Genomic DNA, 21,909 nt, shown 5'->3' with positions numbered 1-21,909 from the left:
GCTCGTCACCTGATCGTCAACGAGCGGGTCAGACGATCTCAACACGAGCCCCGGATCGTGGACCCCACCGACGTCCACGACCCCAGGTGACCGCATTGGACTCTTCACCACCACCCGCGCAGGCCCCACTGACCTTCACCGAGTTCCAGACCTGCCTGGAAGACGCCTTCATCACCCCACCCGCGAGCAATGCCGACCTCATCAACACCGCGCTCCGCTGCCACGCCCGGCCCGCGGTGTTCGCCGGGATCAGCCTGCTGCCCGAGCGAACCTTCGACTCCGTGCACGAAGCATGGTCGTGCCTGTCCCACCTCGGCTTCGGAATCCACCGACGGGAGGCCTAAACGCAGGCCGGTCCGTCCACCGCGGCCGGTCCGCCTGGTGTGAACTTCGCCGGACTGCTGGAAAAGGCCCTCCACGGCCTGCGCGTCGGCGACCCGAGCCGCGATCATCAAGCGACTCGCGACCGACCCGGCCTTCGCCACCGGCGGTTGCTTCTCGGTCAAGGACGCCAACCCCCTCCCCTGCCCCGAACCCGGCCGAGGTGAGGTCATCCAACGAGAACTGTGGGAAGCCACCGAGAAACCACTCGCCTGAGGGCCATGCTCGCGGACACGACGGCCAGCCGCGTCGCGCGTGGCCGGTCACGTCGGTTCGCGCAGGTCAACGGGCCGGACATGGATGGCCGGTCGGTGGCCTTGTGATGGCCGCCCCCACGATCCGAGCATCACTGGCGACAGGCTCGGACGAACTCGTGGGGAGCGCTGGGATGATCGACGACCCGTTCGCGGCGATGGCAGGCACGGTCGCCGCCGGGGTGGCGGAGATGACCGACGCCATCACGGCGATGCTGGCGGAGATCGACGTCGCCGGGCAGGCGGTTGTCGACGCGTTGACGGGCGCGTTGGCCGGGACCGGGAACCCGGCCGCTGGCGCGACCGAGGGCGCCTCGTTCGCGCCGATGAACTGGGCGGCCTACAGCCACGAAGAGCTGTACCGGATGCTGCGGGACCAGGCGGATGTCGGGGACGTCAGCGAGATCGCGGCCGAGTGGGGTCGGCACGCCGACGCGCTGGCCAGCCACGCGGAGACGGTGCGCGGGCAACGCGACGCGCTCACCGCGAGCTGGCAGGGGGAAGCCGCCGAGCGGGCTGCCGAGCGGATCGATCAGCTGGCCGAGCTGATTGAAGCCATCGGCGCGCGGGCCGGCCAGGTTCGGCAGGCCGCACAGGATTCGGCGGACGCGCTCGCGCTGGCCAGGAACACCATGCCCGCTCCGTCCGGACCGCAGGCGTTCACCGCGGCGAGCGGCGCGGGCGGGGTCCCGGGCGGGAGCGGCGGCGTGGTGTTCGCGGTCGGGGCGGTGTCCACCGGCGGCGCCAGCATGTTCGACGCCGACTTCCTCGCGGGCTCCGGCAGGTCGCGCGCGGAGGAGGTGATGCGCGGCTACGAGTCGAGCCTGCACGGCAGCGACGCGCTGATCGCGCCGCCTGTCCGGACCGCGGCGGGCGGCGCGGACCTGACGAGCGCGACGAACGCGGCGGGCTTCGTGCCGGGAGGCGCCGGTCCAGCCGTGCCGGGAGGGGGCGGCGGCGTGCCGTGGTCCCGGCTGACCCATGGCGTCGTGCCGGAACCAGGTGGCGGGGCCGTTCGGGGCCCGCTGCCGCCCGACGCGGGCGGGCCCTGGCCGGGCGGCGGGCGGCAGCGGCCCGGTGCGGGCGGGCCCGCGCTGCGCGCCGCGGTGAACCAACTCCTGGCGCCCGGCCGCGGACCACATGGCGCGGGCGGCGCGGGGGTCCCGCCCATTCTGCCGCCGATGTCGGTGTCAGCCGGGGACAAAGAGCACAAGCGGCGACAGCCGAATGTCGACAAGGGCCTGTTCACCGATGAGCGAACGGCCAGCAAACCGATCATCGGGGAATGAGCGGCGGGCGCTTCAGACGAGAACACGGGGAGACGACATGCCAGACCAGGCGTCGGGACGTGGCTACGCGGTCGCGCCCGGGGAACTGAAGGCGTTGGTCAAGACGCTGGGGGATATCGCGGACGCGATGAGCGATCTGGTGGCCTCCGCCGACCGGCTCGGGCAGAGGTCGCCGCTGCTCGGCACCGCGCCACCCGCGCTGGCGCTGGCGGACCGGCTGCGAGCCACAGCGGGCCAGGCCGGGCTGACCGGTGAGCTCGGCGCCGCGGACACCGAACTGCGCGACTATCACCGGTCACTGGTCTCGACATTGGCGGACTACCTCGATCTCGACCGAACTGTGTCGGCCACGATGAACACGGCGGCCGCGGTGCTCGACACGGCGACGGATGTGGTCGGGGGGCTGCTCCGGTGATCGCCACCAGCGACGCGACCGACGAGGCGGCGAGCGGCCCCAGCAGCCAGACCGTCTACTTCGGACTTGCCGAACTCGACCTGTTGACCACGCACGCCGGGGTGCGGATGCCGTATCCGGTGCGGGTGCCGTGCTACGGCCGCACCGCCGCCGAACGCGCCGCGGTGCTGGCCATGGCGGGCGCGACGCTGACCGCGCGCCGCCTCGCCGACCACGCCGGACCGACTGGCCTGGCGGCCGAACTGGTGGCCGCGTTGCGGGACCGGCGGAGCACCGTCGACTTGGTGCTGACCGGGATCGCCCGCGGCCCGGTCGGCGTGCTGGCGCTGCGGTGCGGGTCGGCGGCGCTGGTGTGCAGGCAACCGCTGGCGCGCGGGCACACCAACCAGGTCGCGGTCACCCGGGTCTACCAGGACGGCCTGGCCGACGAGCTGTTCCGGGACGTGCCCAGGCTGGCGGGCGCGACGGTGGCGCCGATCTCGCTGGACGCCGGGGTGGTGAGCGCGGCGACCTCGGCGGCGGGCGAGCGGGAGGAAGTCGCCCGCGACCGGCTGCGCGCGCTGGCCATGGCCGCGGGCGGTGACCCGGACGAGCTGGACCGGCTGGCCGCGCTGTTGCCGACGGTGACCGGTCGGGGCCAGCTCGGCGCGACCAGCGCGGGCAGGCGAACCGATGAGCTGTCCTGGTTGGACGGTCCGGCCGGACGGGTTCGGATCGACCACGGCAAGGACGGCTGGGTGAGCGTGAATCCGTTGCGCCCGAAGGATATCCACCGCTTCATCCGCCGGTTGGCCTGCGGTGTCGCGGAATCGAACACCGGAAAGGAACCAAGGTGAGCGCAGAACAGTGGCTGGCCGACTACCAGCGAGAGTTGGCCGGTGCGGCGGACGGCGCGGTCCGGGCCAACGCCCGGCTGCGCCAGGTCGGCGGGCACGCCATCGCCCCGCGCGGCGAGGTCGAGGCGTGGGTCGGCGTGAGCGGCGCGCTGGAGCGGCTCCGGCTGACCGCGCACGCCCGCGCGCTCGAACCGGACGCGCTGGCCAAGCTGATCGTGGCGACGGCCAAGGCGGCGCAGCGGTCGGCGGCCGGGCAGATCACCGAGATCATGACCGACTTCGTCGGCCCGGGCGCCGCGCTCGATCTGGTCAAGGCGCATCTGCCGGGCGGGGTGGACACCCCGCCCCCGGGCGCCCGCCGTTCCGCCAAGTCCACTGTGGACGAAGACGTCTACTTCGCGAACCCGGAGGTGCGGGAATGAGCGGCTTCGACATCGACGCCGACCAGTTGCGTTGGCACGCCAACACGACCGCCAGCATCGCCGACCAGCTTTCCGGGGTGTCCGATCGGGCGCCGGACCGCGTGGCCGACGGCGCGCTCGGCTCGTTCACCCAGTTCCTCACCACCGGACTGTCCGACGCGGTCGGCCAGTCCGGCGTCTCGATCGCCGACGTGTCCGCAGCGGTGGACACGATGAGCCTCGCCATCCGCCGCTCCGCGGAGGCGTACGAGCGCACCGACGAGCACTCCGCCAGCCACCTCGCCCAGGAGTACCCCCGATGAGCACCGACAAGACCACCAGCCAGTTGCTGGCCGAGATTTCCACCCTGTCCGATTCCGTGCTCAACCGGGAGTGGTCCACCGGCGAGTTGGCGGGCCTGCCGAAACCGAATGACTTCGGCGCGCTCATCTCCTCGGCCAACCCGCTGGCGAACCTCAGCAGCGCGGGCGTCGGAATGCTGACCCCGCACGTGTCGTTCCTGGCGAAACCGCTCGACGAGTTCCGCGGCGACTCGGGCGCGGTGAGCGCGCCCGCGCAGGGCATGGCGACCGCGGCCGAGCACACCCGCGTCCTCGCCGACACCTTCCGGCAGAGCATCACCACCGAGACCAGCGGGTGGACCGGTGAGGCAGCGGACAAGCACCGGATCACCAGCGCCCAGTTCGCCGACGGCATCACCGCGATCTCCGAGGCCGCCAAGACGATCTCCGGCGCGATCGTCGGCGCGGGCGAGGACGTGGTCAAGGCGCTCACCGCGATCACCGGGATAATCGGCAAGGCGGTCGGCATGATGGTTCCGGTGATGGCGAACGGCATCGCCCTCGCCCCAATGACCATGGGCCTGAGCATCGGCGAGGCGATCACCGAGTGCGTCGGCATCGCCACCGAGGCAGGCCAAGAGATCGCGGGCGTCATGGGGAACCTGCTGGCCAATGCCATGAACCTGATGAAGCTGGTCGACATGGTGCTGACCATCGTGCACGCGGTCACCCAGCTGCTGCAGAAGCTGGCGAAACTGGCCGAGGGCGGCGACACCTCGGCGGCCCAGGGCACACCGTCGAAAAACCTTGAGGGCGGCGAGAAGACGGCCACCCAGCACAGCCGGCCGACGAGCACCCCGACGACCACGAACGCCGCCGCGTCAACCGGAGCCAGTCCGGTGGCGGCGGGCGACGCCGACTCGACGGGGACCAAGCCGGTGACACCCGGCGCCACCACTGGCGCCTCCGCAAGCCCGCCCAGCGACACCAACCAGGCCGCCGCACTGCGGACCGGTGCGCGGACCGGTGCCTTGGCGTCCCCGCTGAGCACGCCAAGCCCGACCGTCGCCACCCCGTCGTCGGCAGGCCCGGCGACCAGCGCCGCGGGCGCGGTTCCGTTCGGCGGCGCGGCCCCGATGGCGGGCGCGGCGCCGAACAGCGGCACATCGGGCGTCCGGTCGACCAGTCGGCTGGCGCCGGACGGGTCCCTTTTCACCGCCGGGCCGAACGAGACAACCGCGAGCAGGCAAGTCATCACCTCCGCCGCGGCCGACGCCTCGCGAACCGGTGGGCTCGGCGGGCCGATGGGAATGGGCGCGGGCGCGCGGGGGCAGGGCGCCGAGGACGCCGAGCACGAGTCCCGCTACCCGGTCGACGCCGACGACGCGTTCGCCGCCGACGATCAGGACGGCATCGCCGCCTCCGGGGTCATCGGCGCGACGCCAGAGCACCCGGGAGAACCGGCCCCATGATCACCTATCAGCAACTGAAGGACTTCGATCCGCAATCGTTCGCGGACGCCGCCGACGACTGGCTCAAGCTGGCCAAGGAGGCGGAGGCCTCGGCGGAGCACCTGTACGAACGTGACGGGAAGGCGCTCGCGGAGAACTGGGCCGACGAGGTCGGCGAAAAGGCGCGGCAGACCATCCGCAAGGTCGCCCAGGACTTCCAGGCGGCGGGCATGTCCATGCGCGGCGTGTTGTCCACTTTGGACGGCTATGCCGACGCTATCGCCCTGTGCAAGCGGAATCTCGACTCCGCGGTCGACTTCGCGGTCAGGTCAGGGCTGACGGTCGACGCCGACGGACAGGTCACCGTGCCCGCGGGCGCGGAGGACCAGCAGTTGGCTGAGCGGGCGCAGCAGTCCACGGCGCTCATCGCGGACGCGGTGCGTGACGCCGCCGAGATCGACAAAGAGGCGGCGGCGAGCCTGGCCAGGTTGATCGAACCGGCGAGCATAACCAAGGTGCTCACGCAGGAGGAACTCCGCGACGAAGTGCTCAACAAGTCGGTGCGGGACGCCACCGCAAGCACCCTGGAAATGATCAAAGAGACGATGCCGCTGGACGCGGGCCCGCAGGAGCAGGCGGCCTGGTGGAGTTCGCTGACGAAAGAGCAGCAGGACCAGTACATGAAGGCGGCCCCCGTCGAACTGCACGACATGAAGGGGATTCCCGACAGCGTGCGGAAGGACCTCATCGGGAACGACGGCTTGAACCGGGTCGAAATGCTCCGCTGGGTGGCCGAGCACGGCGACACGACCCACAAGGACGTTCCCGGCATGTCCAACTGCACGAACTTCGTCTCGCACGCCATGCGCGACGGCGGCGGCCTGCCGGAGGAAGGCGACGGCCAGGGCTGGAAGAACCCCGACGACTGGTACACGAACCGGGGAGAGCCCGGCGACCGGCCTTATCTGCCCAACAACAAAGACCACTCCGAGCCGTGGGCCGCGGCGCAGAACCACCATGACTACATGCTCAAGCACGGCGGTGAGACCGTTCCGGTGGAGCAGGCGAAACCGGGTGACATCGTCTACTTCAAGGACAAGGAAAGCATCCACCACGCCGCCGTCGTCACCGCGGTCATGCCCGACGGCGAGGTCGTCTACACCCAGCACACGCCGAGCCTGTCGAGCCTGGGCCTGAACGACCGGGTGCCGCACAACGACATCGCGATCGGGTCGGACGTTCCGATCATCGTTCGCCCACACCCGGACTGGGTCTAGCGAGACAGACAACGAGGATCAGGAGACGAGCGAATGGCGCCACCGCAGAACGACTTCATCACCATGACCCCGGAAGTGGTGCGGCTGATCGCCGACCGGATCAGGACGGACGCGGAAACGTCGAAGAACAACGTCGACAACCTGTTCGCCAGCACCAGGACGGCGGTGGAGCGGCATCCGGGCTGGCTGACCACGGAAGCGCTGAAGAAGTGCGCTGAGACGTGGCAGCAGGAACTGCTCGGCCTGATCGACCAGAGCAGGCAAACCGCGGAAGGCCTGTTGTCAAGCGCGAATCGGGTGGCTGCCACCGACGACGAGGCACGGCAGCGGTTCGGCGCGGTGCTCGCCGAGATGTCCACGAGTTGACTGCCAGGTCCTGTCAGGCGTGTCCGGCCGCGAGATGGGCCTGAAGGCGGGCATGGCGGAACTGGTAGTACGGGCCGGACTGGCGGAGCACGCCGCGCAGGCACGCGTCCTCAAGGAACGCGACCACCGCCCAGGGCAGCCGCCCGGTGAGCGGCAGCCAGATCCGCGCGAACACCAGCCACTGGCCCCACGGGGTCATGCCGAGCACATAACCGGCGCCGCCGCTGATCGCGCTGACCAGGCCCGCCGCGATGACGAGCGGCGGTGTCCAGTCGAGTTCGAGTCCGAACGGCCGACCGGCGTCGAGCGCGGCCAGCACCTCGGCCGTGGCCACGATGAATCCGGCGAACAACGGCACGAGCACGAGCGCCGGGCCGACCAAGACCCTGCGGTTGGCGCGGATCAGGTCGGCGGGCCTGCCCGCAGACGCGAGGTCGACCGGGGCCTCGATCATGCTGATTATCCAGAACACGAGTGCGCCCGCAGGCGCGTAGACGAGCCCGAACATGATCGCGTCGACCGTCCAGACCACGAGCGCGGCCGCGGACGGGGACGTCACCAGCGCGAGAAGGTTGTGCGCGGTGCCAAGGCAGACGCCGAACACGAGCCCGCAGAGGACACCGTGCCGCAGCCGGGTTCTCGTCGTCGCGCTCGGCCGCCAGCCGCCGCCGCGCACGCTGATCCGCAGATACAGCGGCGGCGGCACCCCGCGGCCGACCATCAACCGGTAGCTGACCACCATGAGCACGGCGGCGAGGAAACCGATCAGCAGGCCGGAGACGAACCACGGACTGGTCCCGACCCGCACCCCGAACGCGCTCGCGGCGCCTTCCACCAGCCAGTCGACCAGGGTGGCCGTGACACCCGTGAACAGGGCGATCACCAGGGTTCGCGGCCCGCGGCCCAGCGCGGTGCCGGACTCCCACCAGGCGAAGTCGGTGGTGCGCCGCCTGGTCAGGTGCGTGGCGAGGAACCGAAGCCACCGCGTGGCCTGCTCGACCGACCAGCGTTCGTCAAGGCCCACGGTTCGATCGAGCGGTTGGCGCCGGTAGGCGGTGTGCACGAAACTCGTCAGCAGATGGTCGGAGATGCTTTCCACGGTGGGAAACCGCTCGGTGGCGAGCAGCTCGGCCGGGTCGCGGTCAGCGGTGTCGCTGTAGATGACACGGGCGAGGCCGACCATGAGCGGGGTGGTGAGCGCGGCGGCCAGCGGGCTGTCGGGCTGATCGGCCAGCCCGCGCAGCACCGGGTCCCACTTGGTCACCACGTCGCTGGCGGCCTTGCGCGCGGTGCGCGGCAGGTAGTCGGCGAGGTCGGCGACGGTGAGGTCGGCCAACTCGATGGCCGCCGCGCCGCGCAGCACCCTGGTGGCGTCGACCGCGTCCCGATACTCGTCCGGTCTGCTGGTCAGCACGAGTGGCAGGGTGATCTGGTTGAGGGCGGCCAGCGCGGGCTGGTGCAGCCCGTCGGCGATCTCGTCGAAGCCGTCGAGCACCGGGAGAATCCGGCCGCTCTCGATCAGCCGGGCGGCGAGCGTCGAACCGCTGCGGCTCGGTTTGGCCAGGCCGGGGTAGTGCCGGATCAGCTGAGTGGCCAGCCACTCGTGGAAGGACGTCTTGGCCGGATGCCATGAGCTGATGCCGATGACCACCGGGACCGCGCCCGCGGCGGTCGACGGGTCGAGCAGGTCGAGGACGAGCCGGACGGCGAGCATACTCTTGCCCGCGCCTGCCTGGCCGAGCACGACAAGCCTGCCGGACGGAACGCGCCGGTAGCAGGACACGATCTGGTCGAGCGCTCCCCCGAGATCGGTCGGCGCGTCACCGTCGGTCAGCTCGGCGCCCGCCGAGCGCCACCGCACCGGCAACGGGCCGGGATCGTGAATCCGGCGCCGGACCTCCTCCTGCTGCCACCGGGCCCGCACCACGTCGGCGAGCTCGTTGGCAGCTTCGAGCAGCTCGTGCTCGTTCGCTGTCAGCTGCCGCGCGGGCCTGCCGTCCTGCGGCGAGTCCACTGTGGCTGGATCGTCGGCCCGCTGCCCGAACTTGCCCGCCGTTGCGAGCAGCCTCGCCTGGTCCGACGTGGACAGATCAAGTGCCGCCGCCAGCCGACGCACAGTGCCCACCTGCGGGTTCGTGTGCGCCCCGGTCTCGAACCGCCGGATGGTGCGCACCGCGATCTCCGACCGGGCGGCCAACTCGTCCTGAGTCAACCCGGCCTGCCTACGGAACTCCAGGAGCAGCGCGCCGAACTGCTCTGTCATCTCATGCCCCCAACCGGTCGTCCTAGTCAGGTTCTACCAACCCGCGCGCCCGGGGACGCACCCCGGTACGCCGGACCCTCAGGACGCGGCAGGCGCAGCCCGGAATGGACCTCCCGGGACAGGACCTCCTCGGCCGGAAACAGCAAGCGAGAGATCGCGCCGATCACCGGCCGAACTCTTCCATGGCAAGGCGGACAGGGCTATTCGGCGGTCTCCCTTCGGAATCGGCGCGGCCTCGGTCGAACCCAACCGCGACGCGTGCCCACTCGGCTCGCCGGTCACACTAGTGGATGATCTTGGTCCAGTCGATCGGCCAAGTGGCGATGACGTCTTCTCGCCACTTCCATGCCCAACGAGTTCAGGCACCACTCTGGCCTCGGGCCTTTTGATCGATCTGTTCGCGAAGGATGTCGCCGTGCCCAGCGTGGCGGGCGAATTCCTCGATCATGGCGAGCAGCGTCCAGCGCATACTGACTGTTCCTTCACGCGGGTTGTCCTTGGTGTCGTCCAGGGTGAAGCGGGCGGCGATCTCACGTGATCGTCGGCTGGCGCGGGTGAATTCGGCGATCACGTCGACCACGGTCTCGTCGTCCGCGACGGCGAAGGTGCCCTCGTCCCGGTTCGAGTATCCATCGCATTCCGATTCGTCCAGACCTGCCCAGAATCGCTGGAACCAGATTCGCTCGGCGGCCGCGGCATGTTTGATCAATGAGATCGGTGTCGTCAGCGAGGCGACGAGCCTGCGGCGTGCGTCGGCTTCGGAGAGGCCCCGCACGGTCTCGATCAGGGCCTCGCGGTTGCGGTCGAGCATGTTCTCGATGATCGCCCGTTCGGGGCCGTCGGTAATTCTGTCGGTGCTCATGGATCGCACTCCGTTCTATGGATCGGATGTATGGGCAGTCCGCCTTGGCGGGCACGAGAATCGGCTCGCAGGCGACGATCGCCGTTTTAGGTGACGAGCCCGAAGCCCGGGGCGCGGTCGAGGCCTGAGCGCGCTCACGATATCGGGTGAGGGCCAGTGAGCGACCTGAAGAGGTTCACCGCTCGAAGCTGGGGTGACCGCTGGACCGGCCCGTCTTCATCATGCCTTATCGGTACCGCGATCCGGTGTGCCCCGGCGAGGGGGCGGCGGTCAGGGGCGCAGCAGGTAGCCGATCAGCTTGCGGCGTTCGGCGGCGTTGTCCGGCCGGGACTCGAACACGGCGCCGAGCAGCGGCAGCACCTGGTCACGGGCCTCGCGGGTGCGCATGATTCGCTTCCACAGCATCAGGTTGATGTGGTAGCGCCAGTTCGGGGTGACCGCGAGCTTGAGCACGTTGTCGACGTTGCGGCGAACCTTGGGCGGCAGAGCGCGCACGTCCTCGGGGGCGGTGAGCAGCGACTCGGGCAGAACGTCGAGGCCGTGCGCGGTCATGAACTCGAAGTCGGTGGGCCAGGCCGCCGCCCACAGGTAGTCGACCATCCGGCACCAGCCGCGCAGGAAGGTCATCTCCAGTTCGGGCCAGGGCGCGGCGTCGACGGCCGTGATCGCGTCGACCACGACGTCCAGGCAGGTCTTGTGGGCTTTCCACAGTGCCAGGAGCGCCGGTTCCGGGTCCGTGGGCCCGGGATTGCTCACCAGAGTGAAGTAGGCACGCCAGTCGGTCACCGCGCCCGCGAGTTCCTCCGGCACCGCTCCGCCTGCCACGTAGCGGAACCGGGAACGAGTCGGAGGGTCGGCGACGGGCAGGGCAGGCGCCACCCCGGCGACCACGGCGGCCAACCACGGGATGACGCAGAGCGTGTAGTTGCCGTAGCCCCACGGCGAGTCGGGGTCGATTCGCCCGTCCTGTCGGGTGCTCGCGCCGAGCCTGCCTGTGCGGTATTGCCACTGGTGCTGGAACATCAGGCTCCACAATGGGTTCCGCCGGTTGTCGGCGCCGAAGCGATCGTCCGGGTTGGTGTTGTTGATCATCAGCCGGTAGGCGGCCATCCGCTGCTCGAAACGGAACGGGTCGAACGTCCCGGTCAGCTCCGCCGCCGTCGTCCAGACCCCATGCAGGTCCAGTGCCGCCAGCTCTTCCGGGTGGCCCATGACGACACTCCTCCGCGACATCCGGCCCGCGTCCGACGGCGGCCGGTCGACCAGCCCGCTTGCCGGAAGGCGCACGGTCAACGCTTCAGTCTCACCGGCACGCGTGTGAGCGGCAACAGGGCGGGCATGGTCGCGTAGACCCAGTTGTCGTCCTAGGTCCTTGTCCGGCACCACCACCTCAGGCGGGGAGGGTCGTCATGCCGGGGAGCGAAGCCCCCGAAGCGGGCGCCACGCATCTTGATCATTTCCCGCTGGCGGCAGCCGGATGCGCTTTTGCCGCGTCCCCAGTCATACGCACGGCCGGGTTCCGTGTCTCGTGGGCGGGATGGTCAAGTGGATTCCCTGGCGTAGGCGCCGAAGGACTTCTCGCGGGTGTGCTCCTCGTCCGTTTGGGGGATCTTGCGGAGGGCGTAGCGGAGGGTGGGTGGGGTTATCAGGGAGGTGACGATGGCGACGAGCACGACGATGGTGAACGCGTCCGTGCTCAGCACGCCCAGCCGCAGGCCGGTCATCGCGACGATCAGGCCGATCACGCCGCGGGCGTTGAGGCCCGCGCCGATGGCCAGGGACTGCCAGCGGGACAGGCCGCTGAACCGCGCGCCGAGGTACGCGCCCCCGAACTTGCCGATGACCGCCGCCAGCAGGACACCGGCCGCCGCCAGGAGCACCGGGGGCTTGGCCAGCGCGGTGAGGTCCATGCGCAGTCCGGCGGTGGCGAAGAAGACCGGCGCCAGCACCGCCATCGTGAACGTGCGCAGCGGGGCCAGCTTCTCGTGGTCGAGCAGGCCGGATGAGCCGATGACGATGCCGCACACGAACGCGCCGAGGATGGCCTCCAGTTTCATCGCGTGGGTGGCCGCCGCGGAGAGCAGGAGCAGGATCGACACGACCGCGACGGTAGGGCCGGAGTCCTCGGATCGGTTCGCCGCGCGCAGGGCGCCGCGGACGAGGGGGCGGCCGAGCAGGTAGGCCACCACCACGACCAGCAGCACGCTGCCCACCGCGACGAGGACCTGCCCTGTTCGGACACCGGTGGTGGCCATCGCGGACACCACCGAGAGCAGCAGCCAACCCACCACGTCGTCCACGGCGGCGGCGCTCACCGTGAGCTGGCCGATGTCGCGGTGCAGCAGCCGCATCTCCAGCAGGATCTTCGCGATGACCGGGATGGCGCTCACGCACAGCGCAACGCCGAGGAACAGCGCGAACACCGTGCGGTCGGCCGAGTCCGCGAGCAGCGACCCGGGCAGCAGGTAGCCGATCGCGACGCCGAGGCCGAGCGGGATGAGCAGGCCGCCCGCGCTGGTCCGGACGGCGATCGTCCCCTGCCCGCGGATCACGCCGAGGTTGAGGTGGATGCCGGTGATGCCGACCAGCAGCAGCACCCCGATCTGGCCGACGGCGTCGAGCAGGTGCAGTTGGCCGGGGTCGGCGGGGAAGAGCCAGGCGGACAGGCCCGGCGCCGTCGCGCCCAGCAGCGACGGCCCGAGCAGCACGCCGACGAGCAGTTCGCCGACGACCGCGGGCAGCCGCAGCCGGACGGCGAGCCTGCCCAGGATGGTGGCCAGGCCGAGCACCAGGCCGATCTGCAGGAGGAAGACGAGCAGTTGGTGGTGGGCGATGGACGGCACCGGCACCGCGGCCAGCGTCATGATCATGGACTCCTTCGAGCGCGCGACCGGCGGCGGATAGTCCACAGTGGCCTATCCGCCGCCGGTCGCGGTCACATTGCCTGGCAGTCAGCCGTTCCTGGCGCGGGTCTCGGCCGCGAGCGGCCCGGTCGCGCCTTTCCGGCTGCTATGGACAGCTTCGGTGGCACGCCCGCGGACGGCCGCCTTCCGGCTTGGCCCGCGGTCAGCTGTTCCTGGCGGGGGCGAGTTCGTCCGCCGCCTCGGCCGCGAGCGGGCCGGTGCGGGTGGCCGGGTGCGTTGTGGACAGTTCCGGCAGCACGAACGCGTGCAGCCTGCCCGCCACGATCACCACCCTGGTCCACTCGTCGGAGTGGTCGCGCAGGAGCAGTTCCGTGCGGTGCTTCCTGGTGGCCTCGATGGTCGCGGCCACCCCGGCGCCGCCGTCGGGCAGCGGGCTGAACTCCCGCTCGCTGACCTTGAGCCAGGCCTCGGTGTCCTCCTTGATGCCGTCGGCGAGGGCGCGGACCGCATCCTCGTGCGCGACGCCCGCGTCGCGGGCCTGCCAGTAGCGCAACACCCGGGAGCCGTGCCCGATCATGCCGGTCATCGCGCCGCCGCTGGCGCCGAAGTGGCCGTTGCCGAACGAGTCGCCCGCGACCACCCCGTTGGGCGTGAGCAGCGCGTCCTCACCGATCTTCTCCACCAGGCGGAACAGCTTCGGCCCGTAGGTGAGCTGCACCTTGGCCAGCTCGGCCTTGGAGACCTCGACCAACAGCGAGGTCTGCTCCAGGAAGAAGTCGCGCAGCAGGTGCTGGTGCGCGGCGAAGTACTCCGCGGAGTCGATCGGGGTGCCCACCGGGACCAGGCCCGCCAGCACCGGGTCGAAGGTCTTGAACTCGGGCACCTCCACCAGCGTCCAGCCGATCTCGGCGTCGTCCTCGTGGCCGATGACGACCTGGCGGACCGTGTAGGGCAGGCCCTCCTTGTCGAACTCGGTCGCGACCCGCTGCCGGATTCGGCTGTCGATCAGGACCTCGATCAGGCCGGAGAGGTAGTCCGCCTGCGCGACGACCGGGCCGCGGCCGTCGCCGTGGTCGATCATCACCTCGCGCTGGGTGAAGCCCAGCCGCTCGGCGTCCTCGCTGTGCTGGCCCTGGGCGACGACGAACACCTCCGGGACGCCGAGGTCGATGACTTCGGTGCCGGGCACGATCACCCGCTTGAACCGGCCCTTGTAGTCCAGGTTGCGGATGGCCTCGATGCGCACGCGCACCCGCCCGTCCGGCAGCCGCTCGAACCCGGGCTGGTCGGCGCCGCGCTGGGTGGCGCGGCCGAGGCCCTGCGTCGGGTCGACCACCTGGTGGCTGAGGAACAGCCGCACGCGCGGCGACTCGACGCCCGCTGCCAGGTCCATCGCCTCGATGCCCTCAAGGTAGCGGCGCAGCAGCACCAGCAACTCTTCCGCGCCGGAGAGGAACACCGAGCGCGACTCCAAGACCTCGGACATGTCCCGGCCGAGGACACTCGGGTCGGGCTCGGCGGGCGGGGTCGCCGCGCCCTGGGCGCGGACGACCCGGTTGGGCACGCCGTCGACCCAGCGGTCGTCGATGTGCTCGCTGTGCCGCAGCACGCCGCCGACGTGCGACTCCAGGTCGAAACCGCTGACCACCTCGTCGGCCGCGACGTCGCCGGACTGCGTCTTGGTGCTGTAGAAGCATTCCGAGAGCAGGAACAGGCTGCCGTCGCCGCGCTTGGGGATGCGGTCGGCGCCGTAGCGGGCGAGCATCATCCGGTCGATCTCGGCGAGGTGGTGGTACAGCTCCTCGCGCACCTGCCAGTGCATGACGCCGAAGTTGGGGTCGCCGCGCATCTCGACGCCGACCGACCGCCTGCCCATGGCGACCGACCAGAGCATCGCCATCATGTTGGTCCCGCCCAGGCCCAGGGCCAGGAACTCCGGGTCGCGGACGCCGGTGAGGTTCTCCGCCCGGTCGCCGACCGTGGTGTGGTCGAGCGCTTCCGGCGCGGTCTTGGGCGCCGCGGGCTTGAGCACGGTCACGGTCAGCGCGATCGCGACGAGCACGAAACCCGTGCCGATCAGGAACGCCAGCTGGTAGCCGCTGGTCAGCGCCTCGGCCAGCGGCTCGCCCTCGGCGACGGCGTCGCGGGTGCGGGCGGTCGACAGGGCCGCCAGCACCGCCAGACCGAGCGCGGGGCCGATCTGCTGGGTGGTGCTGACCAGCCCGGAGCGCACACCCGCGTCCTCGCTGGTCGCCTGCGACATGGCCGCGGTGAGCAGGGCCGGGAAGCAGATACCCGCGCCGACGCCGAGCAGCACCATGACCGGGAAGACGTCGACCCAGTAGGTCCCGTCGACCGGCACCCTGGCGAAGAACGCGAGGCCCCCCGCGACGAGCAGCAGACCGGGCACCAGCAGGGTGCGGGCGTCGACCTTCTCGATCAGCTTCGGCGCTGCCTTGAGCGAGAGCACCGCGATGGCCACCGTCAGCGGCAGGTACGCGAAGCCGATCTCGGCGACGCTGTAGCCCAGGACGTTCTGCAGGTACAGCGCGCCGAGGAAGAACATGCCCGCGAAGCCTGCGACCATCAGCGTCTGGATCAGGTTCGCCCAGCCCACGTTCCGCGCGCGGAAGATCCCCAGCGGCACCAGCGGGTTCTTCGCCCGCGCCTGGCGGTAGACGAACCCGAGCACCAGCACGAGCGCGCCAGCGGCGAGCAGCAGGGTGCGCGCAGAGACCCAGCCGTGGTCGGCGGCCTGGACGATGGTGTAGGTCAGCAGCGACAGGCCCGCGGTGATCAGCACGCCGCCGAGCACGTCGGGGCTCTTGCCGGTGTCGCCGTCGCGGTTCTCGTCCAGGAGCCTGGCCGCGAACAGTATCGCCACGACGCCGATGGGCAGGTTGACGAAGAAGATCCAGTGCCAGTTGACGGCCTCGGTGAGCGCCGCGCCCGCGAGCAGGCCGACGGACGCGCCGGACGCGGCGACGAACGCGTAGATGCTGATCGCCCGCGCCTGTTCCCGCCGTCCCGGGAAGATCGTGACGATCATGCCGAGCACCACGGCCGAGGCCATCGCGCCGCCGATGCCCTGCACGAACCGGGCGCCGATCAGCATCTCCTTGGTCTGCGCGAGGCCACACGCCGCCGACGCGGCGGTGAACAGCGCGAGACCGCCGAGGAAGAGCCGTTTGCGGCCGAACAGGTCGCCGAGCCTGCCCGCCAGCAGCAGCAGGCCGCCGAACGGGATCAGGTAGGCGTTGATCACCCAGGCCAACTCGGACTGCGAGAAGCCCAACTCGGCCTGGATGGTGGGCAACGCGACGTTCACCACGGAACTGTCGAGGATGATCATCAGGGTGCCCACGCTGAGCACCACCAGCGCCAACTGGCGCTCTCGCAAGGTGCGCAGCGCCGGGACCGGGCGCGGTTCAGGTGTGGTCGACATCAGGCGCCACCCGCCGTCGCGAACTCGGCGTCGGCCATGACCGGCTCGGCCGCAGCGGGCATCCGGTCGCGCAGCGCCGGGTGCACCTGGCTCAGCGGGGGCAGCGGCTCGGCGTAGGTGCGGCCGCTGCGGATGACCAGCCTGCGCCAGTCGGAGTAGTCCAGCGGCGCGAGCGAGTGCCGGTGCCGCCGGGTCGCGTCGATCGTGGTCGCCCGCTCCATGGTGGACTTTCCGCTGGCCGCGGAGATCTTCTCGATGCGCTCGGCGCCGAAGTTGATCGGCACGGCCTGGCTGAACTCCTGGGCGCTGACGTGCAGCCACCCTTCAGTGTCCTCCTTGATGCCGTCCGCGAGCGTGCGGACGGCGGTCTCGTGCGCGACGCCCGCGGCGCGGGCCTCCCAGTAGCGCAGCACCCGGGCGCCGTGCCCGACCATGCCGGTGATGGCGCCGCCGCTGGTCAGGAAGTGGCCGTTGCCGAACGAGTCGCCCGCGACAACGCCGTTGGCCGCGATGAGCGCGTCGTCGCCGACCTGCTCGATGAGGCTGAACAGCTTGGGGCCATAGGGCATCTGGACCTTCTCCAGGTCTTTCTTGGGGATCTCGACGATGTGCGAGACCTGTTCGAGGTAGTAGTCGCGGAGGAGGAACTGGTAGGCCGCGAAGTACTCCGGGGTGTCCTTGTCCGTGCCTTCCGGGACCAGGCCCGCCAGGATCGGGTCGAAGGTCTTGAAGTCGGGCACCTGGACCAGAATCCAGCCGACCTCGGGGTCGTCCTGGTGGCCGACGGCGATCTGGCGCACCCAGTACTCGTTGCCCTCCTTGTCGAACTCCGAGGCGATGCGCCTGCGCAGGCGGCCGTCGACCAGCACCTCAAGCAGACCGGCGAGGTAGTCGGCCTGGGCCACCACCGGGCCGCGGCCGTCCTGGTGGTCGACCTTGACCGGCTGCTGGCGGAAGCCGAGCCGGGTGGCGTCGCCGCTGTCGAAACCCTGGGCGATCATGAACAGCTCCGGCACGCCGAGATCGATGACCTTGGTGCCGGGCACCCGGACCCGCTTGAACTTGCCCTTGTAGTCCAGTTCGCGGATCTTCTCGATCCGAATCCCCTTGCGACCGTCCGACCGGGGCACGAAGCCCTCGTCGCGACGGAACCAGGCGAGCATCCCGCCGTCGTCGCTCGGGGTCACCACGCGGTGGCTGGTGAACAACCGCACGCGCGGCCGCTCCAGGCCGCGCTCGCGGTCCATCTCCTCGATGGCCTCAAGGTAGCGGCGCTGCAGGATCAGGACTTCCGACGCGCCCGCCTGGAAAGTGGACGGGCCGTCGAGCACGTCGACCATGCTGCGGCCGATCTTGGACGGGTCGTGCTCGGTCGGCGGCAGCGCGGACTGGACCACGGTCACGATGCGCTGCGGCTCGCCGTTGTGCCAGCGGTCATCGATGAACTCGGTGTGGTGGATGATCCCGGAGATGTGCGACTCCTCGCCCAGGTGCGAGTCGAGGAAGCCGGTGACGACCTCGTCCGCGGCGACCGCGCCCGCGGCGGTGTCCGGGTGGTAGAAGCACTCGGCGAGCAGGAACGGCTTGCCGTCCTGTCGCTTCGGGACGCCGTCGGGGCCGTAGCGGTCGAGCATCATCTGGTCGATCAGGCCGAAGTGGTGGTACAGGTCCTCGCGGATGTTCCAGTGCACGCCCAGCGACGGGTCGCCGCGCATCTCGACGCCGACCACGCGCCTGCCCATGGCCACCGACCAGAGCATCGCCATCATGTTGGTGCCGCCGAGGCCGAGGGCGAGGAAGTCCGGGTCGCGGACGCCGGTCAGGTCCTCGTCGTGGGCCTCTTCGCCGTCGCCGAGGGTGGTGCCGTCGAGGTGGCCGGGGACGGGGGCGGCCGCGGTCATGGAGAACACGACGAAGGTCGCGACGGCGGCGAACAGGGCGATTCCCGCCGAGGTCAACAGCGGTGGGCGGGCGCCGCCCCCCAGCACAAGACCCGCGGCCCCGAGCACGACAGCCGTGGCCACCGGGACCATGAGCGCGGTCTGGCGCGCGCGGCCGGACCACGCCCGCTTCCAGAGTCGTGTCGGACTAACGGTCTTGCCCATCGTGCGATTCCTTTACTTGAGTCGCGTTTGGTGAGACAGACAGGGAAAAGGGCGAAGCACAAGAGGTCGTGACTTAGGACCAGGACAACACATGCCCCTGGCTGCCCTTCACGTGAACCGCCGACCCCCGTGTCACCCCCTCAGGTGGCCACTATAGCGGCGAACCGGACATGTGTGAGTGGAATGCCTTAAAGAGTGCTTCTGGACGTAGCCAGATACCGCCAAGCGCGCGCATTGGGCCGTTGCTCACCCGAACGCCCTAAATCGAATACGCCACGGAGGGCCGATCGGCTGCCCAGGTGCGGGCGAATGGCGCATCTCTCTCGAATCCGGTCGGCATCCTCGCCGGTCAAGGGCACAATGCCCCGATCGCCGCTCTTGACACCTTCGTATGATGCTTTTGAGCTTCCGAACTCGTGCGGCACGACGGGGACGGGAGCCTCGACGGGGAGGCGACTCAGCGCCGGAAGAAATCGATCCCAGGACCGCCAAAAGCGCGCCGCCGGTCGGCCGAATGGCCTATCGGTGCGCATTCATGAATAGCCAAAACGGCGTCCCGGCACCCGCGCGGGCACACCACCGACGACAACCGAATGCCGCCTCGCCGAAACTGGGGAAACAATGCCGACGCTCGATAACGGGCACCGCAGGGCCGAGCGCGAACGGCTTGCCGGACACCGGCCCACCCGGGATCATGCCGAAACCGGACACCGGAGAAAGGGCACGTGAAACCCGGATCGGGTCGCGGCTCGTGACGACGCCAGCATACCCGGGCGGAACCGCGCCCCGCACGACATTCGCCAGATCCCCTCGGGACGCACCCGGTCCCGACTGTCCAGCACGGCTACGACAAGGAGCGTTCATGAGCCGACTCGCCGTTCTCGGTGGAACTCCGGTCCGCCACGACCGGGCCTGGCCGCGGTGGCCGCAGCACGACGCCGCGACCGAGCAGGAGGTCGTCGCGGCCATCCGGTCCGGGCGGTGGGCGATCAGCTGGCCGAGCGACGGAGCCAAGGCGCGGGAGCGGCGCTTCGCGGAGGAATGGGCCCGCTACAACGACGTCCCCTACTGCGTGAGCGTCGACCACGGGTCCAGCGCGCTGCTGGTCGCCCTGGAGGCCCTCGACGTCGGCCCCGGCGACGAGGTGGTCGTGCCCGCCATGACCTGGGTCGCGCCGGTCACCGCGGTGCTGCGCTGCGGCGCGCTCCCGGTTCTGGTCGATGTGGACCCGAGGACCGGTTGCGCCACAGCGGAAAGCGTCCGCGCCGGACTGTCCGAGCGGACCAAAGCCGTCATCGTGGTCCATCTGGGCGCGACGGTGGCCGATCTGGACGGCATCCTCGCGGTCACCGAGCAGGCGGGCGTCCCGCTGGTCGAGGACTGCGCGCAGGCGCACGGCGCGCGGTGGCGCGGCCGGGCGGTCGGCGCACTCGGCGCGGTCGGGGTGTTCAGCTTCCAGAACGGCAAGGTGCTCGCCGGGGGCGAGGGCGGGGCGGTGATAACCAAGGACGTCGAGCTCTACCGCCGGGCGCAGCAGCTGCGCGCGGACTCGCGCCGCTACCCAGACGAGGAAGTGCCCGCGGGGGTGATGGAGCTGATCGAGGCGGGCGAGGTGATGGGCGCCAACTACTGCATGTCCGAGCTGTCCGCCGCCGTGCTGCTCGACCAGCTTCCCCGGCTCGACGCGCAGCACCGGCACCGGGAGAAGGTCGCGGCCGAACTGGAGCGCGGGCTGGCCGAGCTGGGCGGCTTCGAGCCGATCCCGGTGCCGCCGCAGGCTGAGCGCCGCTCCATCTACGAGTACGGAATCCTCTTCGAGGAAGGCACTTTCGGCGCGGTCCCCGCCACCAGGGTGGCCGAGGCGGTCAGCGCGGAACTGGGCCTGGCGGTCTACCCGCCGGACGCCCCGCTGAACCGGAGCCTGATGCTCCGGCCGCACACCAAGCGCCGGTTCGCCGAGATCTGGACAGCGGAAGGCCGCGCGCGGGCGGTCGGGCGGGACTACTCCGGGGCGGAGAAGTTCGCCGAGTCGGCGCTGCTGTTCCACCACGGCGCGCTGCTGGGCGACCCGGCCGACGCCGCGGACGTCGTCGCCGCGCTGGCCAAGGTCCGCGATCACCATGCCGAACTCTAAGCCGAACTCTGAGCCGAACTCTGAGCCGGATCTGCACGTCCTGCGGCTGACCCCGTACTACTACCTGGCCGGGCGCGAGCTGACCCACCGGGAGTTGCAGTACGAGCCGATCGGCGGGATGCAGGTGCAGATCATGCAGACCACCGAGCAGATGTCCGCGCTCGGCGCCCGGCAGACCGTGGTGTTCCCGCGCAGGCCGGGGATGGGCAAGACCATGGACGTCGACGCGCGCACGCGCTTCGAGCTGCTGGCCCTGCCGATCGCCCCGATCCCCACCAGGGCCAAGGGCTACATCGGACTGCTGGTGTCCTGGGGGCTGGCGCTGACGGCGTGGTGCGTGCGGCAGCGGCTGCGCGGCGGGCGCCGCCGGTTCTCGCTGATCCACGTCCACTGCAGCGAGCTGCCCTGGACGTTCCTGTTCGCGGTCGTGGCCAAGGCGGTGCTCGGCGTGCCGCTGGTGATCACCACGCACTGCAGCGCGATCGCCACCTTCCACCCGGAGAGCCTGCTCGGCAAGGTGCTCATCGGGCCCGCGCGGCTCTTCGAGCGGTGGGCGGTGCGGCGGGCGGACGCGGCGGTCGTGCTCACCGAGCGGATTCGCAAGGTGTACGTGGACACCGGCCTCACCACCGAGGACCGGGTGCACATCGTGCCGGACGGCGTGCGGCTGGACGACTTCCGGCCGTCCGCCGCCGATCCGGAACCGGACCCCGGCCCGCCCGTGGTGCTCTACTGCGGCCGGTTCGCCCCGGAGAAGGGCTGGGCGGACTACGTGGCCGCCGCGGCCATGCTGGTGCGGGAAGGCACGGCGGCGCGGTTCGTGATGTGCGGGGACGGCAACGAGTTGCGGCACTGCCGGGCGGAGCTGGCCCGGCTGGGCATCACCGGGCACGTCGAGCTGCGCGGGCACCTTGAGCGCGCCGAGATCGCCGCGGCGGTCAAGTCGGCCGCGGTCGTGGTCATCCCGTCCCGGCACGAGGAGCTGGGCGGGACGGTGCTGGAGGCGCTGACCGCGGGCCGGGCGGTGGTCGTGACCGAGGTGGGCGGGCTGCCCGAGGTCGTCGGGCACGGGGCGGCGGGGCTGATCGTGCCGCCGTGGGACCCGCCAGCGCTGGCCGCAGCGGTCCGCAAGCTCCTGGAGTCGCCGGACCTGCGCGGTGAGCAGGGCGCGGCGGGGATGGCGCGGGCGGCGGGCTTCGACCTGGCGGCGGTGACCCGGCGGCTCGCCGAGGTCTACGCCTCGGTCGTCGCCCGTCGGTGAGCG

At 70.7% G+C, this 21,909-nt stretch carries 17 protein-coding genes; 11 read left to right on the top strand and 6 right to left on the bottom strand.

What is annotated here, in order from left to right; translation table 11 throughout:
• The first annotated feature begins 86 nt into the window (after nt 1-86).
• From BLS56_RS20925 to BLS56_RS20880, 9 genes are all read left to right on the top strand, one after another.
• Complete coding sequence (locus tag BLS56_RS20925; protein ID WP_091453600.1) at nt 87-344, top strand: DUF2795 domain-containing protein; 258 nt, start codon at nt 87-89, stop codon at nt 342-344.
• Between the two features lie 425 nt (nt 345-769).
• Nucleotides 770-1,924 carry a WXG100 family type VII secretion target gene (locus BLS56_RS20915; RefSeq protein ID WP_091453598.1) on the top strand — a complete coding sequence of 385 codons (1,155 nt, stop codon included), beginning with the start codon at nt 770-772 and terminating at the stop codon, nt 1,922-1,924.
• Nucleotides 1,925-1,961: 37 nt separating this feature from the next.
• On the top strand, nt 1,962-2,339 hold the full coding sequence (locus BLS56_RS20910; protein ID WP_175482960.1) for a hypothetical protein: 378 nt from the start codon (nt 1,962-1,964) through the stop codon (nt 2,337-2,339).
• Entirely contained in the window at nt 2,336-3,175 is an 840-nt protein-coding gene (locus BLS56_RS20905) for an ESX secretion-associated protein EspG (RefSeq protein ID WP_228771806.1), read from the top strand. Before BLS56_RS20910 ends, BLS56_RS20905 begins: the two co-directional genes overlap by 4 nt.
• Entirely contained in the window at nt 3,172-3,597 is a 426-nt protein-coding gene (locus BLS56_RS20900) for a YbaB/EbfC family nucleoid-associated protein (protein WP_091453595.1), read from the top strand. The genes BLS56_RS20905 and BLS56_RS20900 overlap by 4 nt, the downstream gene beginning before the upstream one ends.
• Nucleotides 3,594-3,899, top strand: coding sequence for a type VII secretion target (locus BLS56_RS20895; protein ID WP_091453592.1), 306 nt, complete (start codon nt 3,594-3,596; stop codon nt 3,897-3,899). The genes BLS56_RS20900 and BLS56_RS20895 overlap by 4 nt, the downstream gene beginning before the upstream one ends.
• Nucleotides 3,896-5,350 (top strand): WXG100 family type VII secretion target, encoded by a 1,455-nt coding sequence (locus tag BLS56_RS20890; protein WP_091453589.1) that lies wholly within the window; start codon nt 3,896-3,898, stop codon nt 5,348-5,350. Before BLS56_RS20895 ends, BLS56_RS20890 begins: the two co-directional genes overlap by 4 nt.
• Nucleotides 5,347-6,606, top strand: coding sequence for an amidase domain-containing protein (locus tag BLS56_RS20885; protein WP_091453586.1), 1,260 nt, complete (start codon nt 5,347-5,349; stop codon nt 6,604-6,606). The genes BLS56_RS20890 and BLS56_RS20885 overlap by 4 nt, the downstream gene beginning before the upstream one ends.
• 33 nt (nt 6,607-6,639) lie before the next feature.
• Nucleotides 6,640-6,972, top strand: coding sequence for a hypothetical protein (locus BLS56_RS20880; protein ID WP_091453584.1), 333 nt, complete (start codon nt 6,640-6,642; stop codon nt 6,970-6,972).
• Between the two features lie 13 nt (nt 6,973-6,985).
• On the opposite strand, the gene BLS56_RS20875 is transcribed toward BLS56_RS20880, so the two are convergent.
• From BLS56_RS20875 to BLS56_RS20850, 6 genes are all read right to left on the bottom strand, one after another.
• Nucleotides 6,986-9,235, bottom strand: coding sequence for an NACHT domain-containing protein (locus BLS56_RS20875; protein ID WP_091453582.1), 2,250 nt, complete (start codon nt 9,233-9,235; stop codon nt 6,986-6,988).
• Between the two features lie 358 nt (nt 9,236-9,593).
• On the bottom strand, nt 9,594-10,097 hold the full coding sequence (locus tag BLS56_RS20870) for a DinB family protein (protein WP_091453579.1): 504 nt from the start codon (nt 10,095-10,097) through the stop codon (nt 9,594-9,596).
• 270 nt (nt 10,098-10,367) lie between these two features.
• Nucleotides 10,368-11,384 (bottom strand): Leg1-related protein, encoded by a 1,017-nt coding sequence (locus tag BLS56_RS20865; protein WP_228771811.1) that lies wholly within the window; start codon nt 11,382-11,384, stop codon nt 10,368-10,370.
• A 254-nt stretch (nt 11,385-11,638) separates the two neighbouring features.
• Nucleotides 11,639-12,967 carry a cation:proton antiporter gene (locus BLS56_RS20860; protein ID WP_091453725.1) on the bottom strand — a complete coding sequence of 443 codons (1,329 nt, stop codon included), beginning with the start codon at nt 12,965-12,967 and terminating at the stop codon, nt 11,639-11,641.
• A gap of 196 nt (nt 12,968-13,163) precedes the next feature.
• The gene (locus BLS56_RS32400) at nt 13,164-16,406 is read right to left on the bottom strand and encodes an MFS transporter (protein ID WP_228771805.1); all 3,243 of its coding nucleotides are present in this window, start codon (nt 16,404-16,406) and stop codon (nt 13,164-13,166) included.
• Nucleotides 16,406-18,511: an FHA domain-containing protein gene (locus BLS56_RS20850; RefSeq protein WP_175482959.1), complete on the bottom strand. Its 2,106-nt coding sequence runs from the start codon at nt 18,509-18,511 to the stop codon at nt 16,406-16,408. The genes BLS56_RS32400 and BLS56_RS20850 overlap by 1 nt, the downstream gene beginning before the upstream one ends.
• A gap of 862 nt (nt 18,512-19,373) precedes the next feature.
• Between BLS56_RS20850 and BLS56_RS20845 the strand changes: the two genes are divergently transcribed.
• Together BLS56_RS20845 and BLS56_RS20840 are read left to right on the top strand one after the other, a co-directional pair.
• Entirely contained in the window at nt 19,374-20,645 is a 1,272-nt protein-coding gene (locus tag BLS56_RS20845) for a DegT/DnrJ/EryC1/StrS aminotransferase family protein (protein ID WP_091453576.1), read from the top strand.
• Nucleotides 20,632-21,906, top strand: a complete 1,275-nt coding sequence (locus tag BLS56_RS20840; RefSeq protein WP_091453574.1) for a glycosyltransferase family 4 protein — start codon at nt 20,632-20,634, stop codon at nt 21,904-21,906. The genes BLS56_RS20845 and BLS56_RS20840 overlap by 14 nt, the downstream gene beginning before the upstream one ends.
• Nucleotides 21,907-21,909: the final 3 nt, after the last annotated feature.

This window comes from Actinokineospora iranica (genome assembly GCF_900101685.1).
Lineage (GTDB): Bacteria > Actinomycetota > Actinomycetes > Mycobacteriales > Pseudonocardiaceae > Actinokineospora > Actinokineospora iranica.
Note: the sequence above shows the minus strand (reverse complement) of the source record. Positions and strands in the feature narration are given on the sequence as shown.